At 74.0% G+C, this 15,795-nt stretch carries 16 protein-coding genes; 5 read left to right on the forward strand and 11 right to left on the reverse strand.

What is annotated here, in order from left to right:
- The first annotated feature begins 54 nt into the window (after positions 1-54).
- The gene (locus tag IE287_RS39465) at positions 55-111 is read left to right on the forward strand and encodes a trp operon leader peptide (protein WP_189850365.1); all 57 of its coding nucleotides are present in this window, start codon (positions 55-57) and stop codon (positions 109-111) included.
- Between the two features lie 103 nt (positions 112-214).
- Positions 215-2,107, forward strand: coding sequence for an anthranilate synthase family protein (locus IE287_RS18665; protein ID WP_189850210.1), 1,893 nt, complete (start codon positions 215-217; stop codon positions 2,105-2,107).
- On the opposite strand, the gene IE287_RS18670 is transcribed toward IE287_RS18665, so the two are convergent.
- From IE287_RS18670 to IE287_RS18685, 4 genes are all read right to left on the reverse strand, one after another.
- Positions 2,104-3,114 (reverse strand): 2-hydroxyacid dehydrogenase, encoded by a 1,011-nt coding sequence (locus IE287_RS18670; RefSeq protein ID WP_189850211.1) that lies wholly within the window; start codon positions 3,112-3,114, stop codon positions 2,104-2,106. The two genes, IE287_RS18665 and IE287_RS18670, sit on opposite strands and share 4 nt — an antisense overlap.
- A 79-nt stretch (positions 3,115-3,193) precedes the next feature.
- Complete coding sequence (locus IE287_RS18675; protein WP_189850366.1) at positions 3,194-3,841, reverse strand: response regulator; 648 nt, start codon at positions 3,839-3,841, stop codon at positions 3,194-3,196.
- 53 nt (positions 3,842-3,894) lie between these two features.
- On the reverse strand, positions 3,895-5,124 hold the full coding sequence (macS, locus tag IE287_RS18680) for a MacS family sensor histidine kinase (RefSeq protein ID WP_189850212.1): 1,230 nt from the start codon (positions 5,122-5,124) through the stop codon (positions 3,895-3,897).
- A gap of 37 nt (positions 5,125-5,161) precedes the next feature.
- Positions 5,162-5,893 (reverse strand): lysophospholipid acyltransferase family protein, encoded by a 732-nt coding sequence (locus tag IE287_RS18685; protein WP_189850367.1) that lies wholly within the window; start codon positions 5,891-5,893, stop codon positions 5,162-5,164.
- 189 nt (positions 5,894-6,082) lie between these two features.
- Between IE287_RS18685 and IE287_RS18690 the strand changes: the two genes are divergently transcribed.
- The gene (locus tag IE287_RS18690; RefSeq protein WP_189850213.1) at positions 6,083-6,865 is read left to right on the forward strand and encodes an alpha/beta hydrolase; all 783 of its coding nucleotides are present in this window, start codon (positions 6,083-6,085) and stop codon (positions 6,863-6,865) included.
- Positions 6,858-7,529 (forward strand): hypothetical protein, encoded by a 672-nt coding sequence (locus IE287_RS18695; RefSeq protein WP_189850214.1) that lies wholly within the window; start codon positions 6,858-6,860, stop codon positions 7,527-7,529. The genes IE287_RS18690 and IE287_RS18695 overlap by 8 nt, the downstream gene beginning before the upstream one ends.
- Before the next feature lie 18 nt (positions 7,530-7,547).
- Here IE287_RS18695 and IE287_RS18700 read toward each other — a convergent pair whose 3' ends face one another.
- The 6 genes from IE287_RS18700 to IE287_RS18725 all read right to left on the reverse strand — a co-directional run bounded on the left by IE287_RS18700 (position 7,548) and on the right by IE287_RS18725 (position 12,489).
- Positions 7,548-8,309, reverse strand: coding sequence for an endonuclease/exonuclease/phosphatase family protein (locus tag IE287_RS18700; protein WP_189850215.1), 762 nt, complete (start codon positions 8,307-8,309; stop codon positions 7,548-7,550).
- A gap of 88 nt (positions 8,310-8,397) precedes the next feature.
- On the reverse strand, positions 8,398-9,339 hold the full coding sequence (locus IE287_RS18705; protein WP_189850216.1) for an ROK family glucokinase: 942 nt from the start codon (positions 9,337-9,339) through the stop codon (positions 8,398-8,400).
- A gap of 67 nt (positions 9,340-9,406) precedes the next feature.
- Entirely contained in the window at positions 9,407-9,910 is a 504-nt protein-coding gene (locus IE287_RS18710) for a DUF5304 domain-containing protein (RefSeq protein WP_189850217.1), read from the reverse strand.
- Between the two features lie 55 nt (positions 9,911-9,965).
- On the reverse strand, positions 9,966-11,129 hold the full coding sequence (locus IE287_RS18715) for an ArsA family ATPase (RefSeq protein ID WP_189850218.1): 1,164 nt from the start codon (positions 11,127-11,129) through the stop codon (positions 9,966-9,968).
- Positions 11,130-11,189: 60 nt separating this feature from the next.
- A complete protein-coding gene (locus IE287_RS18720) occupies positions 11,190-11,630 on the reverse strand; it encodes an SRPBCC family protein (RefSeq protein ID WP_189850219.1) in 441 nt (146 codons plus the stop codon).
- A 91-nt stretch (positions 11,631-11,721) separates the two neighbouring features.
- Positions 11,722-12,489, reverse strand: coding sequence for a metallophosphoesterase family protein (locus IE287_RS18725; RefSeq protein WP_189850220.1), 768 nt, complete (start codon positions 12,487-12,489; stop codon positions 11,722-11,724).
- 257 nt (positions 12,490-12,746) lie between these two features.
- Here IE287_RS18725 and IE287_RS18730 point away from each other — a divergent pair, with 257 nt between their 5' ends.
- Positions 12,747-14,543 carry an AMP-dependent synthetase/ligase gene (locus tag IE287_RS18730; RefSeq protein ID WP_189850221.1) on the forward strand — a complete coding sequence of 599 codons (1,797 nt, stop codon included), beginning with the start codon at positions 12,747-12,749 and terminating at the stop codon, positions 14,541-14,543.
- 53 nt (positions 14,544-14,596) lie between these two features.
- On the opposite strand, the gene IE287_RS18735 is transcribed toward IE287_RS18730, so the two are convergent.
- Positions 14,597-15,739 (reverse strand): glycosyltransferase family 4 protein, encoded by a 1,143-nt coding sequence (locus tag IE287_RS18735; RefSeq protein WP_189850222.1) that lies wholly within the window; start codon positions 15,737-15,739, stop codon positions 14,597-14,599.
- Positions 15,740-15,795: the final 56 nt, after the last annotated feature.

Below are 15,795 nucleotides of genomic sequence, written 5' to 3' on the forward strand. Positions count from 1 at the left end.
TCCGAGGCGTGGAAAGGGCCCCGTCCGCGTGCCCGGCTGGGTTACAGTGCTCGCATGTACGCGCCTTCGACCCAGAACTGGTGGTGGACCGTCCCTCCGGCGGCCCACTGACTGCGCGTATCCGAAGACCACGCGAAGGCCGCCCGAGGGGCGGCCTTTCTCGTACCCGCGAGGCCGTTCCTCTCCGCACTCCGACCGGAAGGAACCCACTGCCATGGACTTCGACCTCTCCCGTCTCCTCGACGACTCCGCCCCGCCCTTCGCCCTGCTGCGCCGCCGCACCCCCGGCCGGGACCACGACACGGTCGAGGTCCTGATCGGCCCCGTCCACGAGGCCGGACGGCTGGCCGAGCTGCCGGTCGGCGAGCGGCCGGCGCTCGCGCTGGTGCCGTTCCGCCAGATCCGGGAGCGCGGCTTCGACGTGCGGGACGACGGCACCCCGCTCTCCGTGCTGGTCGCGGAGGAGACGCACGAGCTGCCGCTCGGCGAGGTGCTCGACGCGCTGCCCGCGCACCGGGTCGAGGTCGCCGGCGGGAGCTTCGACGTCTCCGACGAGGAGTACGCGGGGATCGTCCGGCGGGTGATCGAGGAGGAGATCGGCGCCGGCGAGGGCGCCAACTTCGTCATCCGGCGCACCTTCACCGGGGAGATCCCGGGCTTCGGGCGGGCCGACGCGCTGGCCCTCTTCCGGCGGCTGCTGGCGGGCGAGCGGGGCGCGTACTGGACCTTCGTGGTGCACACCGGGGACCGGGTCCTGGTCGGCGCCAGCCCGGAGGTGCACGTCCGCATGGCGGGCGGGACCGTCGTCATGAACCCGATCAGCGGCACGTACCGCTACCCGGACGGCGTGGCGCCCACCGCCGAGGGGCTGCTCGGCTTCCTCGCCGACCGCAAGGAGACCGAGGAGCTCTCCATGGTGGTGGACGAGGAGCTGAAGATGATGTGCACGGTCGGCGACATGGGCGGGGTGGTGATCGGTCCCCGGCTGAAGGAGATGGCCCATCTCGCGCACACCGAGTACGAGTTGCGGGGGCGGTCCTCGCTGGACGTGCGGGAGGTGCTGCGGGAGACGATGTTCGCGGCGACCGTGACGGGCTCGCCGGTGCAGAACGCCTGCCGGGTGATCGAGCGGCACGAGCCCGTCGGGCCGGACGGGGTCGGGCGGGGCTACTACGCGGGCGCGCTGGCGCTGCTCGGCACCGACGCGAACGGGGCGCAGACGCTGGACTCCCCCATCCTCATCCGCACCGCCGACATCGCCGCCGACGGGCGCCTGCGGGTGCCGGTCGGGGCGACCCTGGTGCGGCACTCGGACCCGGCGGGCGAGGTCGCGGAGACGCACGCGAAGGCGGCGGCCGTCCTCGCGGCGCTCGGGGTGCGCGAGGGGCGCCCGGACGCGGAGCGGGCGGCCGGGCGGCCCCGCCTCGCGGACGATCCGCGGGTGCGGGCCGCGCTCGACGCCCGGCGGGCGGACCTGGCGCCGTTCTGGCTGCGGATGCAGACCCGCTCGGCCGAGCTGAGCGGCCACGCGCTGGTGATCGACGCGGAGGACACCTTCACGGCGATGCTGGCGCACCTGCTGCGCTCCTCGGGCCTGGAGGTGTCGGTGCTGCGGTACGACGAGCCGGGGCTGCGGGAGCTGGCGCTCGCCCACGAGGGCCCGGTGGTGCTCGGCCCCGGCCCGGGCGACCCGTCGGACGCGGCGGACCCGAAGATGCGGTTCCTGCGCGGGCTCACCGCCGAGCTGCTGCGCGGCCACCGGCACGGCCTGCTCGGAGTGTGCCTGGGGCACGAGCTGATCGCGTCGGAGCTGGGCCTGGACATCGTGCGCAAGCGGACCCCCTTCCAGGGCGCCCAGGTCCGGATCGACCTGTTCGGCCAGGAGCGCGTGGTCGGCTTCTACAACAGCTTCACGGCGCGCTGCGACGAGCGGGAGGCGACGGAGCTGGCGCTGCACCGGATCGAGGTGAGCCGGGACGGGGAGTCGGACGAGGTGCACGCGCTGCGCGGGCCGGGCTTCGCGTCGGTGCAGTTCCACCCGGAGTCGGTGCTGACGCTGGAGGGCGCGGCGGTGACGGCCTCGCTGCTCGCCGGGGTGCTGGTCTAGGAGGCCCGGGAGGTGAGCCGCGGCACCAGGACGTTCTCGCCGCGCCTGCCCCGGGTGTAGTCGAGGACGTTCTGGACCGTGGTGTCGATGATCTGGCCGACCGCGTCGGTGGTGTAGTACGCCTGGTGGCTGGTGACCACCACGTTCGGGAAGGTCACCAGGCGGGCCAGGGTGTCGTCCTCGACGCCCGCGAGGGACCGGTCGAGGAAGAAGAGGCCGGCCTCGGCCTCGTAGACGTCGAGTCCGACGCCGGCGAAGCGGCCGGCGCGCAGTTCGGTGACGAGGGCCTCGGTGTCGACGAGGCCGCCGCGGCTGGAGTTGATCAGGAGGGCGTCGTCCTTCATGGCCTTCAGGGCGGCGGCGTCGATGATGTGGTGGGTGGCGGGGAGCAGCGGCACGTGGAGGGTGACGAGGTCGGCCTCGGCGAGGAGCCGGTCCTTCTCGACGTACTCCATGCCGAGCTCGACGCAGGCGGGGTTCTCGGCGACGTCCCAGCCGAGGAGCCGCATGCCGAAGCCGTGGGCGATCCGGGCGAAGGCCTCGCCGATCTTGCCGGTGCCGAGGACCCCGGCGGTACGGCCCCGCATGTCGCGGCCCATCAGCCCGTCGAGGCGGAAGTCGAAGTCGCGGGTGCGGTTGGAGGCGCGGACGATCCGCCGGTTGACGGCCATCGCGAGGGTCCAGGCGAACTCGGCGACGGAGTAGGGCGAGTAGTACGAGACGCGGGCGACGGTGAGGCCCAGGCGCTCGGCGACCTCCAGGTCGATGTTGTTGAAGCCGGTGGAGCGCTGGGCGATCATCTGCGTGCCGCCGGCCGCGAGGGTCTGGAGGACCCGGTGGTCGAGGATGGCGTTGACGCTGGTGGAGATGATCTCGTAGCCGGCCGCGATGGGGGCGGTGTCCTCGGTGAGGAAGACGTCGAGGCAGCGGACGTCGTGGTGCCCCTCGAACGCCTTCTCGATCATCGGCTTCTCGTCCGCCTGCACGCCGAATGCCAGGATCTCCACGCCAGTCCTCTCGCCGGAAGGCCGCATATGCGCCTGAATATACGGCTCCGTCCCCCGGCGCGCCCGGCGTCCGGTCCGGTCAGCCCTCGTCGAGGCCCCGCTCGATCGCGTACCGGACCAGCTCGACCCGGTTGTGCAGCTGGAGCTTGCCCAGGGTGTTCTGGACGTGGTTCTGCACGGTGCGGTGCGAGATGACCAGCCGCTCGGCGATCTGCTTGTAGCTGAGGCCCTTGGCGACCAGGCGCAGGACCTCGGTCTCGCGGTCGGTGAGGCGCGGCGCCTCCGGCTCTCCGGCGCCCGCGGCGGGGGCGGGCTCGGAGGCGAGGCGGCGGTACTCGCCGAGGACCAGGCCGGCCAGGCCCGGAGTGAAGACGGGGTCGCCGGCGGCGGTGCGGCGGACGGCGTCGATGAGCTCCTCGGCGCCGGCCGACTTCAGCAGGTAGCCGGTGGCGCCGGACTTCACGGCCTCCAGGACGTCGGCGTGCTCGCCGCTCGCCGAGAGGACCAGGACCCGCAGGCCGGGCAGCGTCCCGACCAGTTCCTTGCAGACCTGGACGCCCGGCTTGGCCGGCAGGTTCAGGTCCAGGACGAGGACGTCGGGTGCGGCGGCCGGGGCGCGGCGGACGGCCTGCTCCCCGTCGCCGGCGGTGGCGACGACGTCGAAGCCCGCCTCGGCCAGGTCGCGGGCGACCGCGTCCCGCCACATGGGGTGGTCGTCGACGACCATCACCCTGATCGTCCGCGGCGGCTCCGCGGAGCCCGTGGTGTGCTGTGCCTCGTTCACTTCCGTCCTGCCTTCCCCCGTGCGCCCCGCGGCGGTCGCGGGACCTTCAGTTCGACTTCGGTGCCCTGGCCGGGGACCGAGATCAGCTCGGCCGTGCCGCCCAGGTCGCGCAGACGCCCCCGGATGGAGAGCGCGACGCCCATCCGGCCCTCGCCCTCCGCCTCGGCGAGCCGGCCGTCCGGGATGCCGGGCCCGTCGTCCCGGACGGTGACGACGACCTCGTCGTCCCAGTCCTCGACCAGGATCCAGGCGCGCGCGTCCGCGCCCGCGTGCGCCCGCACGTTGTCCAGGGCGGCCCCCACGGCGGCGGCCAGCTCCCGGGCGGCGGCGGTGGGGAGCGGGACGGGCACGCCGGGGTCGGAGAGGGTGATCCGGGCACCGGCCCGCGGGGCGAGCAGGGTGCGCAGGTCCACCGGGGCGTCGGCGGCGGGCTCGTCGTCGACCTCGACGACCCGGACCACCGCCCCCTCGGACTCGTCCTCGGAGACGTGGCTGGTGCGGGTGAGGCCGCCGGCGACCAGGGTGCGCAGGGCGACCTCCTGCTCGCCGGCCATCCGGCCCAGCTCGGCGGCCTCGCCGCCGAGCGCGGTGCCGCGCCGCTGCACCATGGCGAGGACCTGGAGGACGCTGTCGTGGATGTCGCGGGCGAGCCGCTCGCGCTCCCGGGTGGCGGCCTCGATCTCCAGGGCGCGGGCGAGGGTGCGCTCGGAGGCGCGGGCGACCTCGACGACGTAGCCGATGGCGATGGAGGCGACCCAGACGAGGATCACGTTGTGCACGGTGTCCCGGCTGGGGTGGGCCCGCTCGACGATGTTGGCGGCGGCGACGAGGGAGGAGGCGAGGGCCGCCCAGCGCCAGCCGCCCTTGATGGCGTAGGCGAGGACCGAGCCGGCGGTCCATATGGACGGGAGCGTGGGCCCGTCGACGGACTGGGCGTGGGCGTCCGCGAGCGGGGTGAGGAGGATGCCGGTGAGGGCGAGGGCGAGGTCGGCGACGAGGAAGCGCTTGGTGCAGCTGGCCGCGTTCGCCACCTTGGGGAGGGTGGCGAGGGTCCAGACGCAGAGCACCGCCAGGTAGCCGACGGCGATCCAGGGCCGCTCGTAGCGCTCCCGGTCGGCGGCGAAGATCAGCACCGCGTAGACCATCGTCAGGACCCGGTAGCCGGTCAGCGCGCGCCACAGCGGCTGCTCGACCGACATGCGCACGACACGCTCGCGCTTGGCCATCTCCCCCACCCCCCGCCGGCACTCCCTGACGGGAGGGTCAGGCGCCGGACTCTTCCCGTGCGGCGATCTCCGCCTTCACGGCCTCCTTGGCGGCCTTCTCGGCCTCCGCGAGCTGCCGCTTGGCGGCGGTCGCGTAGATGTCCACGTACTCCTGGCCGGACAGCTTCATGATCTCGTACATGACCTCGTCGGTCACCGAGCGCAGGATGAAGCGGTCGCCGTCCATGCCGTGGTAGCGGGAGAAGTCCAGCGGCTTGCCGATCCGGATCCCCGGGCGCATCAGCTTCGGGACGATCTTGCCGGGCGGCTGGATCTTCTCGGTGTCGATCATGGCGACCGGGATGACCGGGGCTCCGGTGGCCAGCGCCACCCGGGCGAGCCCGCCGGGCTTGCCGCGGTAGAGGCGGCCGTCGGGCGAGCGGGTGCCCTCGGGGTAGATGCCGAAGAGGCCGCCGCCCTCGATGACCTCGATGCCGGCCTTGATGGCCGCCTCGCCGGCGCCGCGGGCGCCCGAGCGGTCCACCGGGAGCTGGCCGACGCCCTTGAAGAAGGCGGCGGTCAGCCGGCCCTTCACCCCGGGCGTGGTGAAGTACTCCGCCTTGGCGATGAAGGTGACCTTGCGGTCGAGGACGGCGGGCAGGAAGAAGGAGTCCGAGAAGGACAGGTGATTGCTGGCCAGGATCGCGGGACCCTCGGCGGGCACGTTCTCCAAGCCCTCCACCCAGGGCCGGAAGGCGAGCTTCAGGGACCCTCCGAGGGAGAACTTCATTGCGCCGTAGATCAACTCGCCATGCCTTCCGTGTGCCGTCGTCCCGACTTTATCCCGTGCCGACCGGCCGCCCCCGCTGCGGCCCTGGTCGGTGTCGGTCCGGTCGCGTACCGTGAAGGTCCTTCCCCCATCGCCGTACGACTCCGGCGCCCACGACGCGCCGGAGCCGCAACCGAACAGGAGACCCCGGTGCCGGTCCTTCCCGGAGCCGAGCCGTACCGCCATGAGGGCGGAGAGGTCGGCGTCCTTCTCTGTCACGGATTCACCGGTTCCCCGCAGTCGATGCGCCCGTGGGCCGAGTACCTCGCGGAGCGCGGTCTGACGGTGTCGGTGCCCCTGCTGCCGGGGCACGGCACCCGCTGGCAGGACATGCAGCTCACCACCTGGCACGACTGGTACGCGGAGGTGGACCGGGCGCTGCGCGAGCTGACCGCCCGCTGCTCCACCGTCTTCGTCTTCGGTCTCTCCATGGGCGGCGCGCTGACCCTGCGGCTCGCCGCGAAGCACGGCGACGCCGTCCGCGGCATCGTCCTCGTCAACCCGGGGAACAAGGTGCACGGCCTCGCCGCGCACGCGCTGCCGGTGGTGCGGCACCTCGTCCCGACGACGAAGGGCGTCGCCAACGACATCGCGAAGGAGGGGACTACCGAGGTCGGGTACACCCGGGTCCCGTTGCACGCGGCGCACTCGCTGCGGCAGTTCTTCCGGCTGGTCGACGGCGAGCTGCCGCAGGTCACCCAGCCCCTCCTGCTGCTGCACAGCCCGCAGGACCACGTGGTGCCGCCGGCCGACTCGGCCCGGGTGCTCAGCCGGGTCTCCTCGACGGACGTCCGGGAGGTCCTGCTGGAACAGAGCTACCACGTGGCGACGTTGGACCATGACGCGGAGCGGATCTTCGCGGAGAGTCTGGCGTTCGTCGAGCGTCTCGCCCCGGGTCTGGTGGGCGGGAAGGGGAGCAGGAGCGGTGGCTGACCAGCAGGACGGCGGCGAGCGGGAGCCGCAGCCCATCGACGAGGAGGCCGCGTGGGCCGCGATCGTCGCGGGGTACGGCGAGGAGCCCTCGGACCCGCCGGGGGCGCGGCCCTTCCGGCCGATCGAGAACCTGAGGCTGCCCGAGCCGGAGGAGCTGGAGGCCCGCGAGGCCCGGGCCGCCTCGGGCGGTGACGTGCCGAAGCCGGACAAGTCCCGGCCGGAGCCGAAGCGGGAGACCGCGCCGGCGGCCGAGCCGGAACCGGAGCCGGGCCCCGAGGCGGGCGACGGCGACGGGAAGCCGGCCCTGGGCAGTTCGGTCGTCTTCGCGCCCGGGGTGCGCCCGAGCGGCGGTCCGCGCGACTACAGCCTGGCCGAGCCGGAGGAGACCGGAGGGGGCCGCTCGGAGGAGGGGCACTTCGTGCCGCCGGAGCCGCCGCCGCTGCCGGAGGCCGACACCACCACCAAGTTCGCCTGGCTCGCGGTGGTCGGCGGCCCGGTCCTGATGCTGGTCGCGGTCCTCTTCCGGTGGGACATGACGTGGTGGCTGACCACCCTGTGCATCGGCGGCTTCCTGGGCGGCTTCGCGACCCTGGTGGCCCGGATGAAGGGCGACGACGAGGACGGCGACGGCTACGACGACCCGGGCCGCGGCGCGGTGGTGTGACCCGCCCGTCCGCGCTCCTCAGGCCCCGGCCGGAGCCCGCAGCCTGACCGCCGCCAGCACCGGGAGGTGATCGGTGGCGGCGGCCAGGTCGGCGGGGTCCGGTCCGTCCGGGACCCCGCAGCCGAGGAACTCGACGCCCTCCGTCGCGAGGACGGCGTCGATCCGGCGGCGCGGGGCGGAGCCGGGGAAGGTGTTCCCGACTCCCAGCGGTCGGGCCTCCCAGCCGTCGCGGAGGGTCCCGGTGAGCCGGGTGAAGGCGGGACCGCCGGGGTCCTCGTTGAGGTCGCCGGCGACGACGGTGTACGGGGTGCCCAGCGCGGCGACCCGGTCGAGGACCAGCCCCGCCTGGGCGTACCGCTCCTCCTTCGACAGGCTCAGGTGGCAGCTGACGAGGCCCAGCCGGGCGGCCCCGAAGCGGACGACGGCGGTGGCGAGGCCGCGCCGGTGCAGGCCGGGGGTGCGCGGCAGCAGCACGTCCTCGGTCCGCTCGACGGTGGCCCGCAGCGAGCAGAGCAGCAGCGGTCCCGCGGCGGTGGCGCCGCCGGAGAGGACGACCAGCTCGCTCCTGGCGGCGAGCCGGGCCGCGTGCTTGCGCCAGCGGAAGAAGCGCGGGGCCTCCTGGGCGAGCACCACGTCGGGGGCGCAGGCCCGGATCACCCGGGCGAGGGCGTCCTCGTCGTCGCGCATCGAGCGCAGGTTGTAGCTGAGGATCCGGACCACGGCCGAACCGTCCGGCTCGGTACGGGAGGCGGGCAGCGCGCCGATCGCGTCGAGAGCCATGGACCCAACATAGGCCGGATGCCCGCCCCGCCCCAGAGGGCGCGGCGGGCATCGACCGGTATGGACGACGGCCCCGGGGGCCGCCGGGTCAGCCCTGGCGGGCCAGGTCCGCGGCGCCGACCAGACCGGCCTTGTTGCCGAGCTGGGCGGCGAGCACCTGGGCGTGCGGACGGTAGGTGCCGCCGATCAGCCAGCGCCGGAAGGACTTCCGGATCGGGTCGAGGACGAGCTCGCCCTCGTCCGAGACGCCGCCGCCGACGATGAAGGCGGAGGGGTCGAAGAGCGAGGCGAGGTCGGCCAGGCCGGCGCCGGCCCAGCGGGCCAGCTCGCGGAAGGAGTCGATGGCGACCGGGTCGCCCGCGCGGGCGGCCTCGCTGACGTGCTTGCCCTGGACGCCCTCGGGGGTGCCGTCGCCGAGCCCGAGGAGGACCTCGGCGTTCTCGGGGGTGGCGGCGGCGCGCTGCCGGGCGTAGCGGACCAGGGCGCGGCCGGAGGCGTACTGCTCCCAGCAGCCCTGGCTGCCGCAGCCGCACAGCAGGCCGTCGGGGACGACCCGGATGTGGCCGAACTCGGCGGCGACGCCGAAGCGTCCGCGGCGCAGCTTGTTGCCGATGATGATGCCGCCGCCGAGGCCGGTGCCGAGGGTGATGCAGATGACGTCCTCGTGGCCCTGGCCGGCGCCGAAGCGGTACTCGCCCCAGGCGGCCGCGTTGGCGTCGTTCTCCACGACGACGGGGAGGCCGACGCGCTGCTCGACCTTGTCCTTCAGCGGCTCGTGCCGCCAGTCGATGTTCGGCGCGAAGAGGACGGTGGCCCGCTTGTCGTCGACGTAGCCGGCCGCGCCGATGCCGACGGCCTCGATCGCGTGCCCCTTGCCGGCCTCGGAGACGGCGGAGGAGATGGCGTCGACGATGCCCTCGGGGGTCGGCGGGGTCGGCACCGTATGCGTGTCGAGGATGTTGCCCTCCTCGTCGACCACGCCGGCCGCGATCTTCGTGCCGCCGATGTCGACGCCGATGGTGAGTCCCATGAATCCCTCAGTTTTCGGTCGAGCCCCGCTAGGGCCCACCGTACCCGAGGGGGAGGCGCCTTACTGATCAGTCCAGATCGATGGGGCGGCCGGTGACGGGGCCGTCCCCGCGGTCGTCGGGGTCTTCGCGGGGCCCGTCCGGGGTGTCGGCGGGGGTGTCGGCGGCCCTGCGGGGATCGTCCTCGGCCAGGTCGGGGCCCCGGGTCCAGCGGGTCTCGTGGGCCTCGACGGCAGAGCGGTAGGCGGCGAGGAGCTCGCTGCCGGCGGCGGCCAGGTGGTCGAAGACCTGCGGATTGCGCTCGATGACCGGCTCGACGGCGGCCTTCGCCTGGTTGACGAGGCCCTTGACGGTCTCGGCGGCCCGGTCGGCGGCCGCGGCCGCGTTCTGCCCGCCGAACAGCGGGGCGGCGGCGCCGAGTCCGCCGGTCAGCTTCTCGGCGACGGCCTCGAAGAGCCTGCGGAACTCCTCGGCGGGCGAGCCCGGCTCCTCGCCGTGCTCGGCGCGGCGGCGGGCCTTCTCCGCCGCCAGGTCCTCGGCGCACGCGTCGGCCCAGGCGTCATCGCTGCTCATGGCGTACTCCTCCGTCGCTTCCCTACCTTTCGACGGTACACGCCGGGGGCGGAGGTCAGGAGGGCCTGGGCCAGAGTCCGGGGTCGGGGGCGAAGCGGATCGCGAGGTCGCCGTCGACGAGGCCGGCGCCGGTGACGGTGCAGCGGCGCAGGACGGGCGGGAGGGGCAGGGTGCGGCGGAAGGGTCCGGCGCCGAGCAGCAGTTCGTCACCCCTGCGGACGAGGGAGAGCTCCTGCTTGACGGCGCCGGGCAGCGGCAGGTGCCAGACGAGGACGCCGTCCTCGGCGCGCCGGTCCTCGACGGACGGCGCGGGGGCCGCGGCGGGCGGGAGACCGGGGCCCGCGGCGAGCAGGGCGAGGTCCTCGGGGCCGCGGGGGTCGCGTCCGAGGTGCGGCAGCTCGTGCAGGAGGTCCCCGGCGCCGGCGCGGAGCTCCGCCAGGTGGCGGTGCTGCTGGGCGGTGAGGGCGGCGAGCCAGGGGTCCTCGGAGGCGGCGGGGAGCAGCCGGTTGGCGATCACCGCGTCGAGGGCGAGGCCCTGGAGGGCGAGGCCGAGGCGGGCGTCGCGGAGGGTGGCGGCGGCGGCCGGGCCGGGTTCGACGACGAGCCGGACGGTGGTGTCCGGGGACTCGACGACGGCCTGGACGGCGGCGAGCTCCCGCTCCCAGCGGGCGGTGGTCTCGTACAGCCACTGGGCGGGCATGGGGACGCCGGCGAGCTGGGCGAGCATCGGACGCAGCGCGCGGGCGGCCTGCCGCTCGGGCGGCAGCAGGCGGCGCAGGTAGCGGCGGAGCTGCTCGGGGAGGGCGAGGACGGTGAGCGCCTCGCGCAGCGGCGGCAGGTCGACGACGGCGAGGTCGTGGTCGCCGGCGGCGGCCTCGCGGACCGCGCGGAGCAGGGCGAACTGGCGGCTGCCGGGCAGTTCGGTGAGCTCGGCGTCCTCGAACGGCGAGGCGCCGAGGAGGTCGAGGACGGTCCCGGAGCGGGCCTGGAGGGCGAGGAACTCCCGCCGGAAGTCGCCGGCGGGGTCGGGCCGCAGGACGGTGAGCGTCCCGGGTCCGGCGGCGCGGGCCGCACCGGCGGCGGGTCCGGGGCGCGCCGGGTCCGCGTCGCCGGGGACGAGCAGCACGCGGCGGCCCGCGTGGGCCTCGGCGAGGGCGGTCGCGGTGGCGACCGTGGTGCGCCCGGCGCCGCCGGCTCCGGTGACGAGGATGATCCGCATGCGGGTGACGCTATCGCGGTCCCGCCGGGGTCCGGGCCCCGGTCCGCGGGCGCCCGGGGCTCAGGCCCGGGACTCCACGCGCTTCTTCAGGCCGGCGAGGGCGCGGTCGATGATGACCTTCTCGGCCTTGCGCTTGATCATGCCGAGCATGGGGATCTTGACGTCGACGGTGAGCTGGTAGGTGACCTCGGTGCGGTCGCCGCCGAGCGGGGTGAGGCGGTAGGAGCCGTCGAGGGAGCGCAGCATCTGGGACTTCACCAGGGTCCAGCTGACCTCGTCGGACCCGGTCCAGGTGTACGCGAGGGTGTGGTCGTCCTTGATGGCGCCGGCGTCGAGGACGAGGCGGACCTTCTCGGCGCGGCCGGCGTCGTCGGTCTCCAGGACCTCGGCCTGGGTGACCTCGCCGGTCCAGTCGGGGTAGCGGGCGAAGTCGGCGATCACACCCATGACGTCGGCCGGCGCCGCCTCGATGGTGATGCTCGAGCTGGTGTGTTCGGCCATCGCGGTGGCTCCTCCACTGTGCGGTCCGGCGGGCGTACATCGGGGCACACACGTGCCGACGGAAGGCTATCGCGCCCCCGTGTCGCCCCCGTCACCACTCCAGGGCGAAGGGCCGTCCGGTGGCGGCGAAGTGGCCGACGTTCACGCATTCGGTGGCGCCGATCCGCATCCGGCGGGCCAGCGGCTGGTGGACGTGGCCGAAGAGGGCGTAGCGGGGCCGGGTGCGGCGGATGGCGTCGAGGAGGGCGCGGCTGCCGCGCTCGAAGCGGCGGGCGACGGTGTCGTAGGTGAGGTCGGGGACGTCCGGCGGGATGTGGGAGCAGAGGACGTCGACCTCGCCGAGGGCCTCGACCTTGGCGGCGTACTCCTCGTCGGAGATCTCGTAGGGGGTGCGCATGGGGGTGCGCAGGCCGCCACCGACGAAGCCGAGGACGAGGCCGCCGAGCTCGATCCGCTGCCCGTCGAGGACGGTGGTGCCGGGGGCGGCGTACTCGGGCCAGAGGGCGGGGATGTCGACGTTGCCGTAGGTGGCGTAGGTGGGGGTGGGGAAGGCGGCGAAGAGCTCGGCGTACTGGCGGCGGACGGCGGTCTCGATGGCGGTCTCGCGGTCGACGGCGAGTCCGGCCCAGAGGCTGCGGCCCAGGTCGCGGGCCTCGTCGAAGCGGCGGGCGGTGCGCAGCTCGACGAGGCGGTCGGCGTTCGCCACGCCGAAGAGGTCGGGGAAGATGCCCCTGCTGTGGTCGGCGTAGTCGAGGAAGAGGACCAGGTCGCCGAGGCATATGAGGGCGTCGGCGCCGTCTCCCGCCCGGGCGAGGGCGTCGGAGTTGCCGTGCACGTCGCTGACCACGTGGACTCGCATGGCACCCACCTTAGGGCGTCGGACCTGCGGTTACTTGGGAGTCGGGAAAGCTGTGGATTACTGTGCGGAGAGCGCCGTCACGCTGGTGTGACGCACGGAACATCTGGCCGGGACCCCCTATCGGGAACCACGTACTGGTGGGTAACGTCCGGGCAGTCCACAGTCGTGCTCACCCCCACGAGCACCTGCCCGATCATGGACCGCACCGGTGCGTCACACAGAGCCGTGGCACCGGAGCCCGATGAGGAGCAGCAGTCTTGCGCGAGTTCAGCCTTCCGGCCCTGTACGAGGTCCCTTCGGACGGCAACCTGACGGATCTCATCCGCCGCAACGCCTCCCAGCACCCAGACGTCGCCGTGATGGGCCGCAAGGCCGACGGCGTGTGGACGGACGTCACCGCCAAGGAGTTCCTCGCCGAGGTCCGCGGTGCGGCCAAGGGCCTGATCGCGGCCGGCGTCGGGGTCGGCGACCGGGTCGCGCTGCTCTCCCGCACCCGCTACGAGTGGGTGCTCCTCGACTTCGCGATCTGGAGCGCCGGCGGCGTGACCGTGCCGGTGTACGAGACCAGCTCGCCGGAGCAGATCCAGTGGATCCTCGGCGACTCGGGCGCCTCGCTGGCGGTCGTGGAGTCGGCGGCGCACCAGGCGGCCGTGGAGTCCGTGCGCGGCGAGCTGCCGGCGCTCGGGGGCGTGTGGCAGATCGAGGACGACGCGATCGCGTCGCTGACGGCGGCCGGCGCGGAGGTCGCGGACGAGACGCTGGACGCGCGGATGTCGGCGGCGAACGCGGACGACCCGGCGACCATCGTCTACACCTCGGGCACGACGGGCCGCCCCAAGGGGTGCGTGCTGACCCACCGGGCGTTCTTCGCCGAGTGCGGCAACGTGGTGGAGCGCCTGAAGCCGCTCTTCCGCACCGGCGAGTCCTCGGTCCTGCTCTTCCTCCCGGCGGCGCACGTCTTCGGCCGGCTGATCGAGGTGGCCTCGGTGATGGCCCCGATCCGCCTGGGCTGCCTCCCGGACATCAAGACCCTCACGGACGAGCTGGCCTCCTTCCGCCCGACGCTGATCCTGGGCGTGCCGCGCGTCTTCGAGAAGGTCTACAACTCGGCGCGGGCCAAGGCGCAGGCCGACGGCAAGGGCAAGATCTTCGACAAGGCCGCGCACACGGCCATCGCCTACAGCCGCGCCCTCGCCACCCCGCAGGGCCCGTCCTTCGGGCTGAAGCTCAAGCACAAGGTCTTCGACAAGCTGGTCTACTCGAAGCTGCGGGCGGTGCTCGGCGGGCGGGGCGAGTACGCGATCTCCGGCGGCGCGCCGCTGGGCGAGCGGCTCGGCCACTTCTTCCGGGGCATCGGCTTCACCGTCCTGGAGGGGTACGGCCTGACGGAGTCGTGCGCGGCGACCGCCTTCAACCCGTGGGACCGGCCGAAGATCGGCACGGTCGGCCAGCCGCTGCCGGGCTCGGTGGTGCGGATCGCCGACGACGGCGAGGTGCTGCTGCACGGCGAGCACATCTTCACGGGGTACTGGAACAACGGGGCGGCGACGGCCGAGGCGCTGGCGGACGGCTGGTTCCACACCGGTGACATCGGCACCCTCGACGAGGACGGCTACCTCGCGATCACCGGCCGGAAGAAGGAGATCCTGGTGACGGCGGGCGGCAAGAACGTCGCCCCGGCGGTCATCGAGGACCGGATCCGCGCCCACGCCCTGGTGGCGGAGTGCATGGTGGTCGGCGACGGGCGTCCGTTCGTCGGCGCGCTGGTGACGCTCGACGAGGAGTTCCTGGGCCGCTGGGCGAGCGAGCACGGCAAGCCCACCGACGCCGGCGCCCGCGTGCTCCGGGAGGACCCCGAGCTGCTCGCCGAGGTCCAGCGGGCGATCGACGACGGCAACGCGGCGGTCTCCAAGGCGGAGTCGGTCCGCAAGTTCCGCGTCCTGGCGTCCCAGTTCACCGAGGAGGCGGGCCACATCACCCCGTCGCTGAAGCTGAAGCGGAACGTGGTGGCGAAGGACTTCGCGGACGAGATCGAGGCGATCTACAGCAAGTGAGTCCACGGGGGAGGGGCCCGGCGCGTGCGCCGGGCCCCTCCCCCGTGTCCGGGTCACAGCAGTTCTCTGAGCCGTTCCGCCAGCAGGTCCCAGCGCCACTTCTCCTCCACCCAGGCGCGGCCGCGCTCACCCATGCGGGCGCGGAGCTCCGGGTCGAGCAGGAGGGTGGCGACGCGGTCGGCGGTGTCCCCGGCGGACCCGCCGCGGACGACCCAGCCGGTCTCGCCGTCGAGGACGGCGTCGGGGGCGCCGCCGGAGTCGCCGGCGACGACCGGGAGGCCGGTCGCGGAGGCCTCCAGGTAGACGATGCCGAGCCCCTCGACGTCGAGGCCGCCGCGGCGGGTGCGGCAGGGCATGGCGAAGACGTCGCCGGCGCCGTAGTGGGCGGGCAGCTCCGACCAGGGGACGGCGCCGGTGAAGCGGACGGAGGCGGCGACGCCGGTCTCGTCGGCGAGCCGGCGCAGCTCCTTCTCGTACGGGCCGCCGCCGACGATCAGCAGCACGGCGTCCGGCACCCGCCGCAGGATCTCGGGCAGGGCCCGGATCAGGGTGTCCTGTCCCTTGCGCGGGACGAGGCGGGAGACGCAGACCACGACCGGGCGGTCGGTGAGGCCGAGGCGGGCCCGGACCCCGTCGCCGCCGGAGCCGGGGTGGAAGGTCTTCTCGTCGACGCCGGGCGGCAGCTGCACCATCCGGTCCGCGGCGGCCGGGGTGAGGGCGGAGGCGATCCGGGAGCGGGTGTACTCGCCGAGGTAGGTGATCGTGTCCGTGCCCTCGCCGATCCGGCGCAGCAGCTGCCGGGCGGCGGGCAGCTGGGCCCAGCCGGCCTCGTGCCCGTGGGTGGTGGCGACCAGCCGCTCCGCACCGGCCCGGCGCAGCGCCGGGGCCATCAGTCCGAGGGGCGCGGCGGCGCCGAACCAGACCGACGTGCAGCCGTGCTCGCGCAGCAGCGCGGTCGCCCGGGCGGTCACCCGTGGTGTGGGCAACAGCATGGTGGTGCGGTCCCGGACAACCGTGAAAGGCTGTTCCGCGTCGAACAGAGCGGTGGCCTCCGCACCTTCGCGGCCTCGCTTCCACGTGGAGGCGTAGACCACGAGCCGGTCGGGGTCCAGTCGCAACGCCATGTTGTGCAGGAACGCCTGGATTCCGCCGGGACGCGGCGGGAAGTCGTTGGTTACGATCAGGGTCTTGTGCATCGCGACAGACAGTACGTGATGGCACGCGACCGCACCCTTCGCCCGGCACCACCCCT

The sequence above is a fragment of the Streptomyces omiyaensis genome, assembly GCF_014650895.1.
Lineage (GTDB): Bacteria > Actinomycetota > Actinomycetes > Streptomycetales > Streptomycetaceae > Streptomyces > Streptomyces omiyaensis.

Excerpts from the sequence above, each read along its gene's own strand:
- IE287_RS18665 (WP_189850210.1), top strand. The coding sequence starts at position 215 with ATGGACTTCGACCTCTCCCGTCTCCTCGACGACTCCGCCCCGCCCTTC.
- IE287_RS18675 (WP_189850366.1), bottom strand. The coding sequence starts at position 3,841 with ATGGTCGTCGACGACCACCCCATGTGGCGGGACGCGGTCGCCCGCGAC.
- macS (WP_189850212.1), bottom strand. The coding sequence starts at position 5,124 with ATGGCCAAGCGCGAGCGTGTCGTGCGCATGTCGGTCGAGCAGCCGCTG.
- IE287_RS18685 (WP_189850367.1), bottom strand. The coding sequence starts at position 5,893 with ATGAAGTTCTCCCTCGGAGGGTCCCTGAAGCTCGCCTTCCGGCCCTGG.
- IE287_RS18700 (WP_189850215.1), bottom strand. The coding sequence starts at position 8,309 with ATGGCTCTCGACGCGATCGGCGCGCTGCCCGCCTCCCGTACCGAGCCG.
- IE287_RS18705 (WP_189850216.1), bottom strand. The coding sequence starts at position 9,339 with ATGGGACTCACCATCGGCGTCGACATCGGCGGCACGAAGATCGCGGCC.
- IE287_RS18710 (WP_189850217.1), bottom strand. The coding sequence starts at position 9,910 with ATGAGCAGCGATGACGCCTGGGCCGACGCGTGCGCCGAGGACCTGGCG.
- IE287_RS18715 (WP_189850218.1), bottom strand. The coding sequence starts at position 11,129 with ATGCGGATCATCCTCGTCACCGGAGCCGGCGGCGCCGGGCGCACCACG.
- IE287_RS18720 (WP_189850219.1), bottom strand. The coding sequence starts at position 11,630 with ATGGCCGAACACACCAGCTCGAGCATCACCATCGAGGCGGCGCCGGCC.
- IE287_RS18725 (WP_189850220.1), bottom strand. The coding sequence starts at position 12,489 with ATGCGAGTCCACGTGGTCAGCGACGTGCACGGCAACTCCGACGCCCTC.
- IE287_RS18735 (WP_189850222.1), bottom strand. The coding sequence starts at position 15,739 with ATGCACAAGACCCTGATCGTAACCAACGACTTCCCGCCGCGTCCCGGC.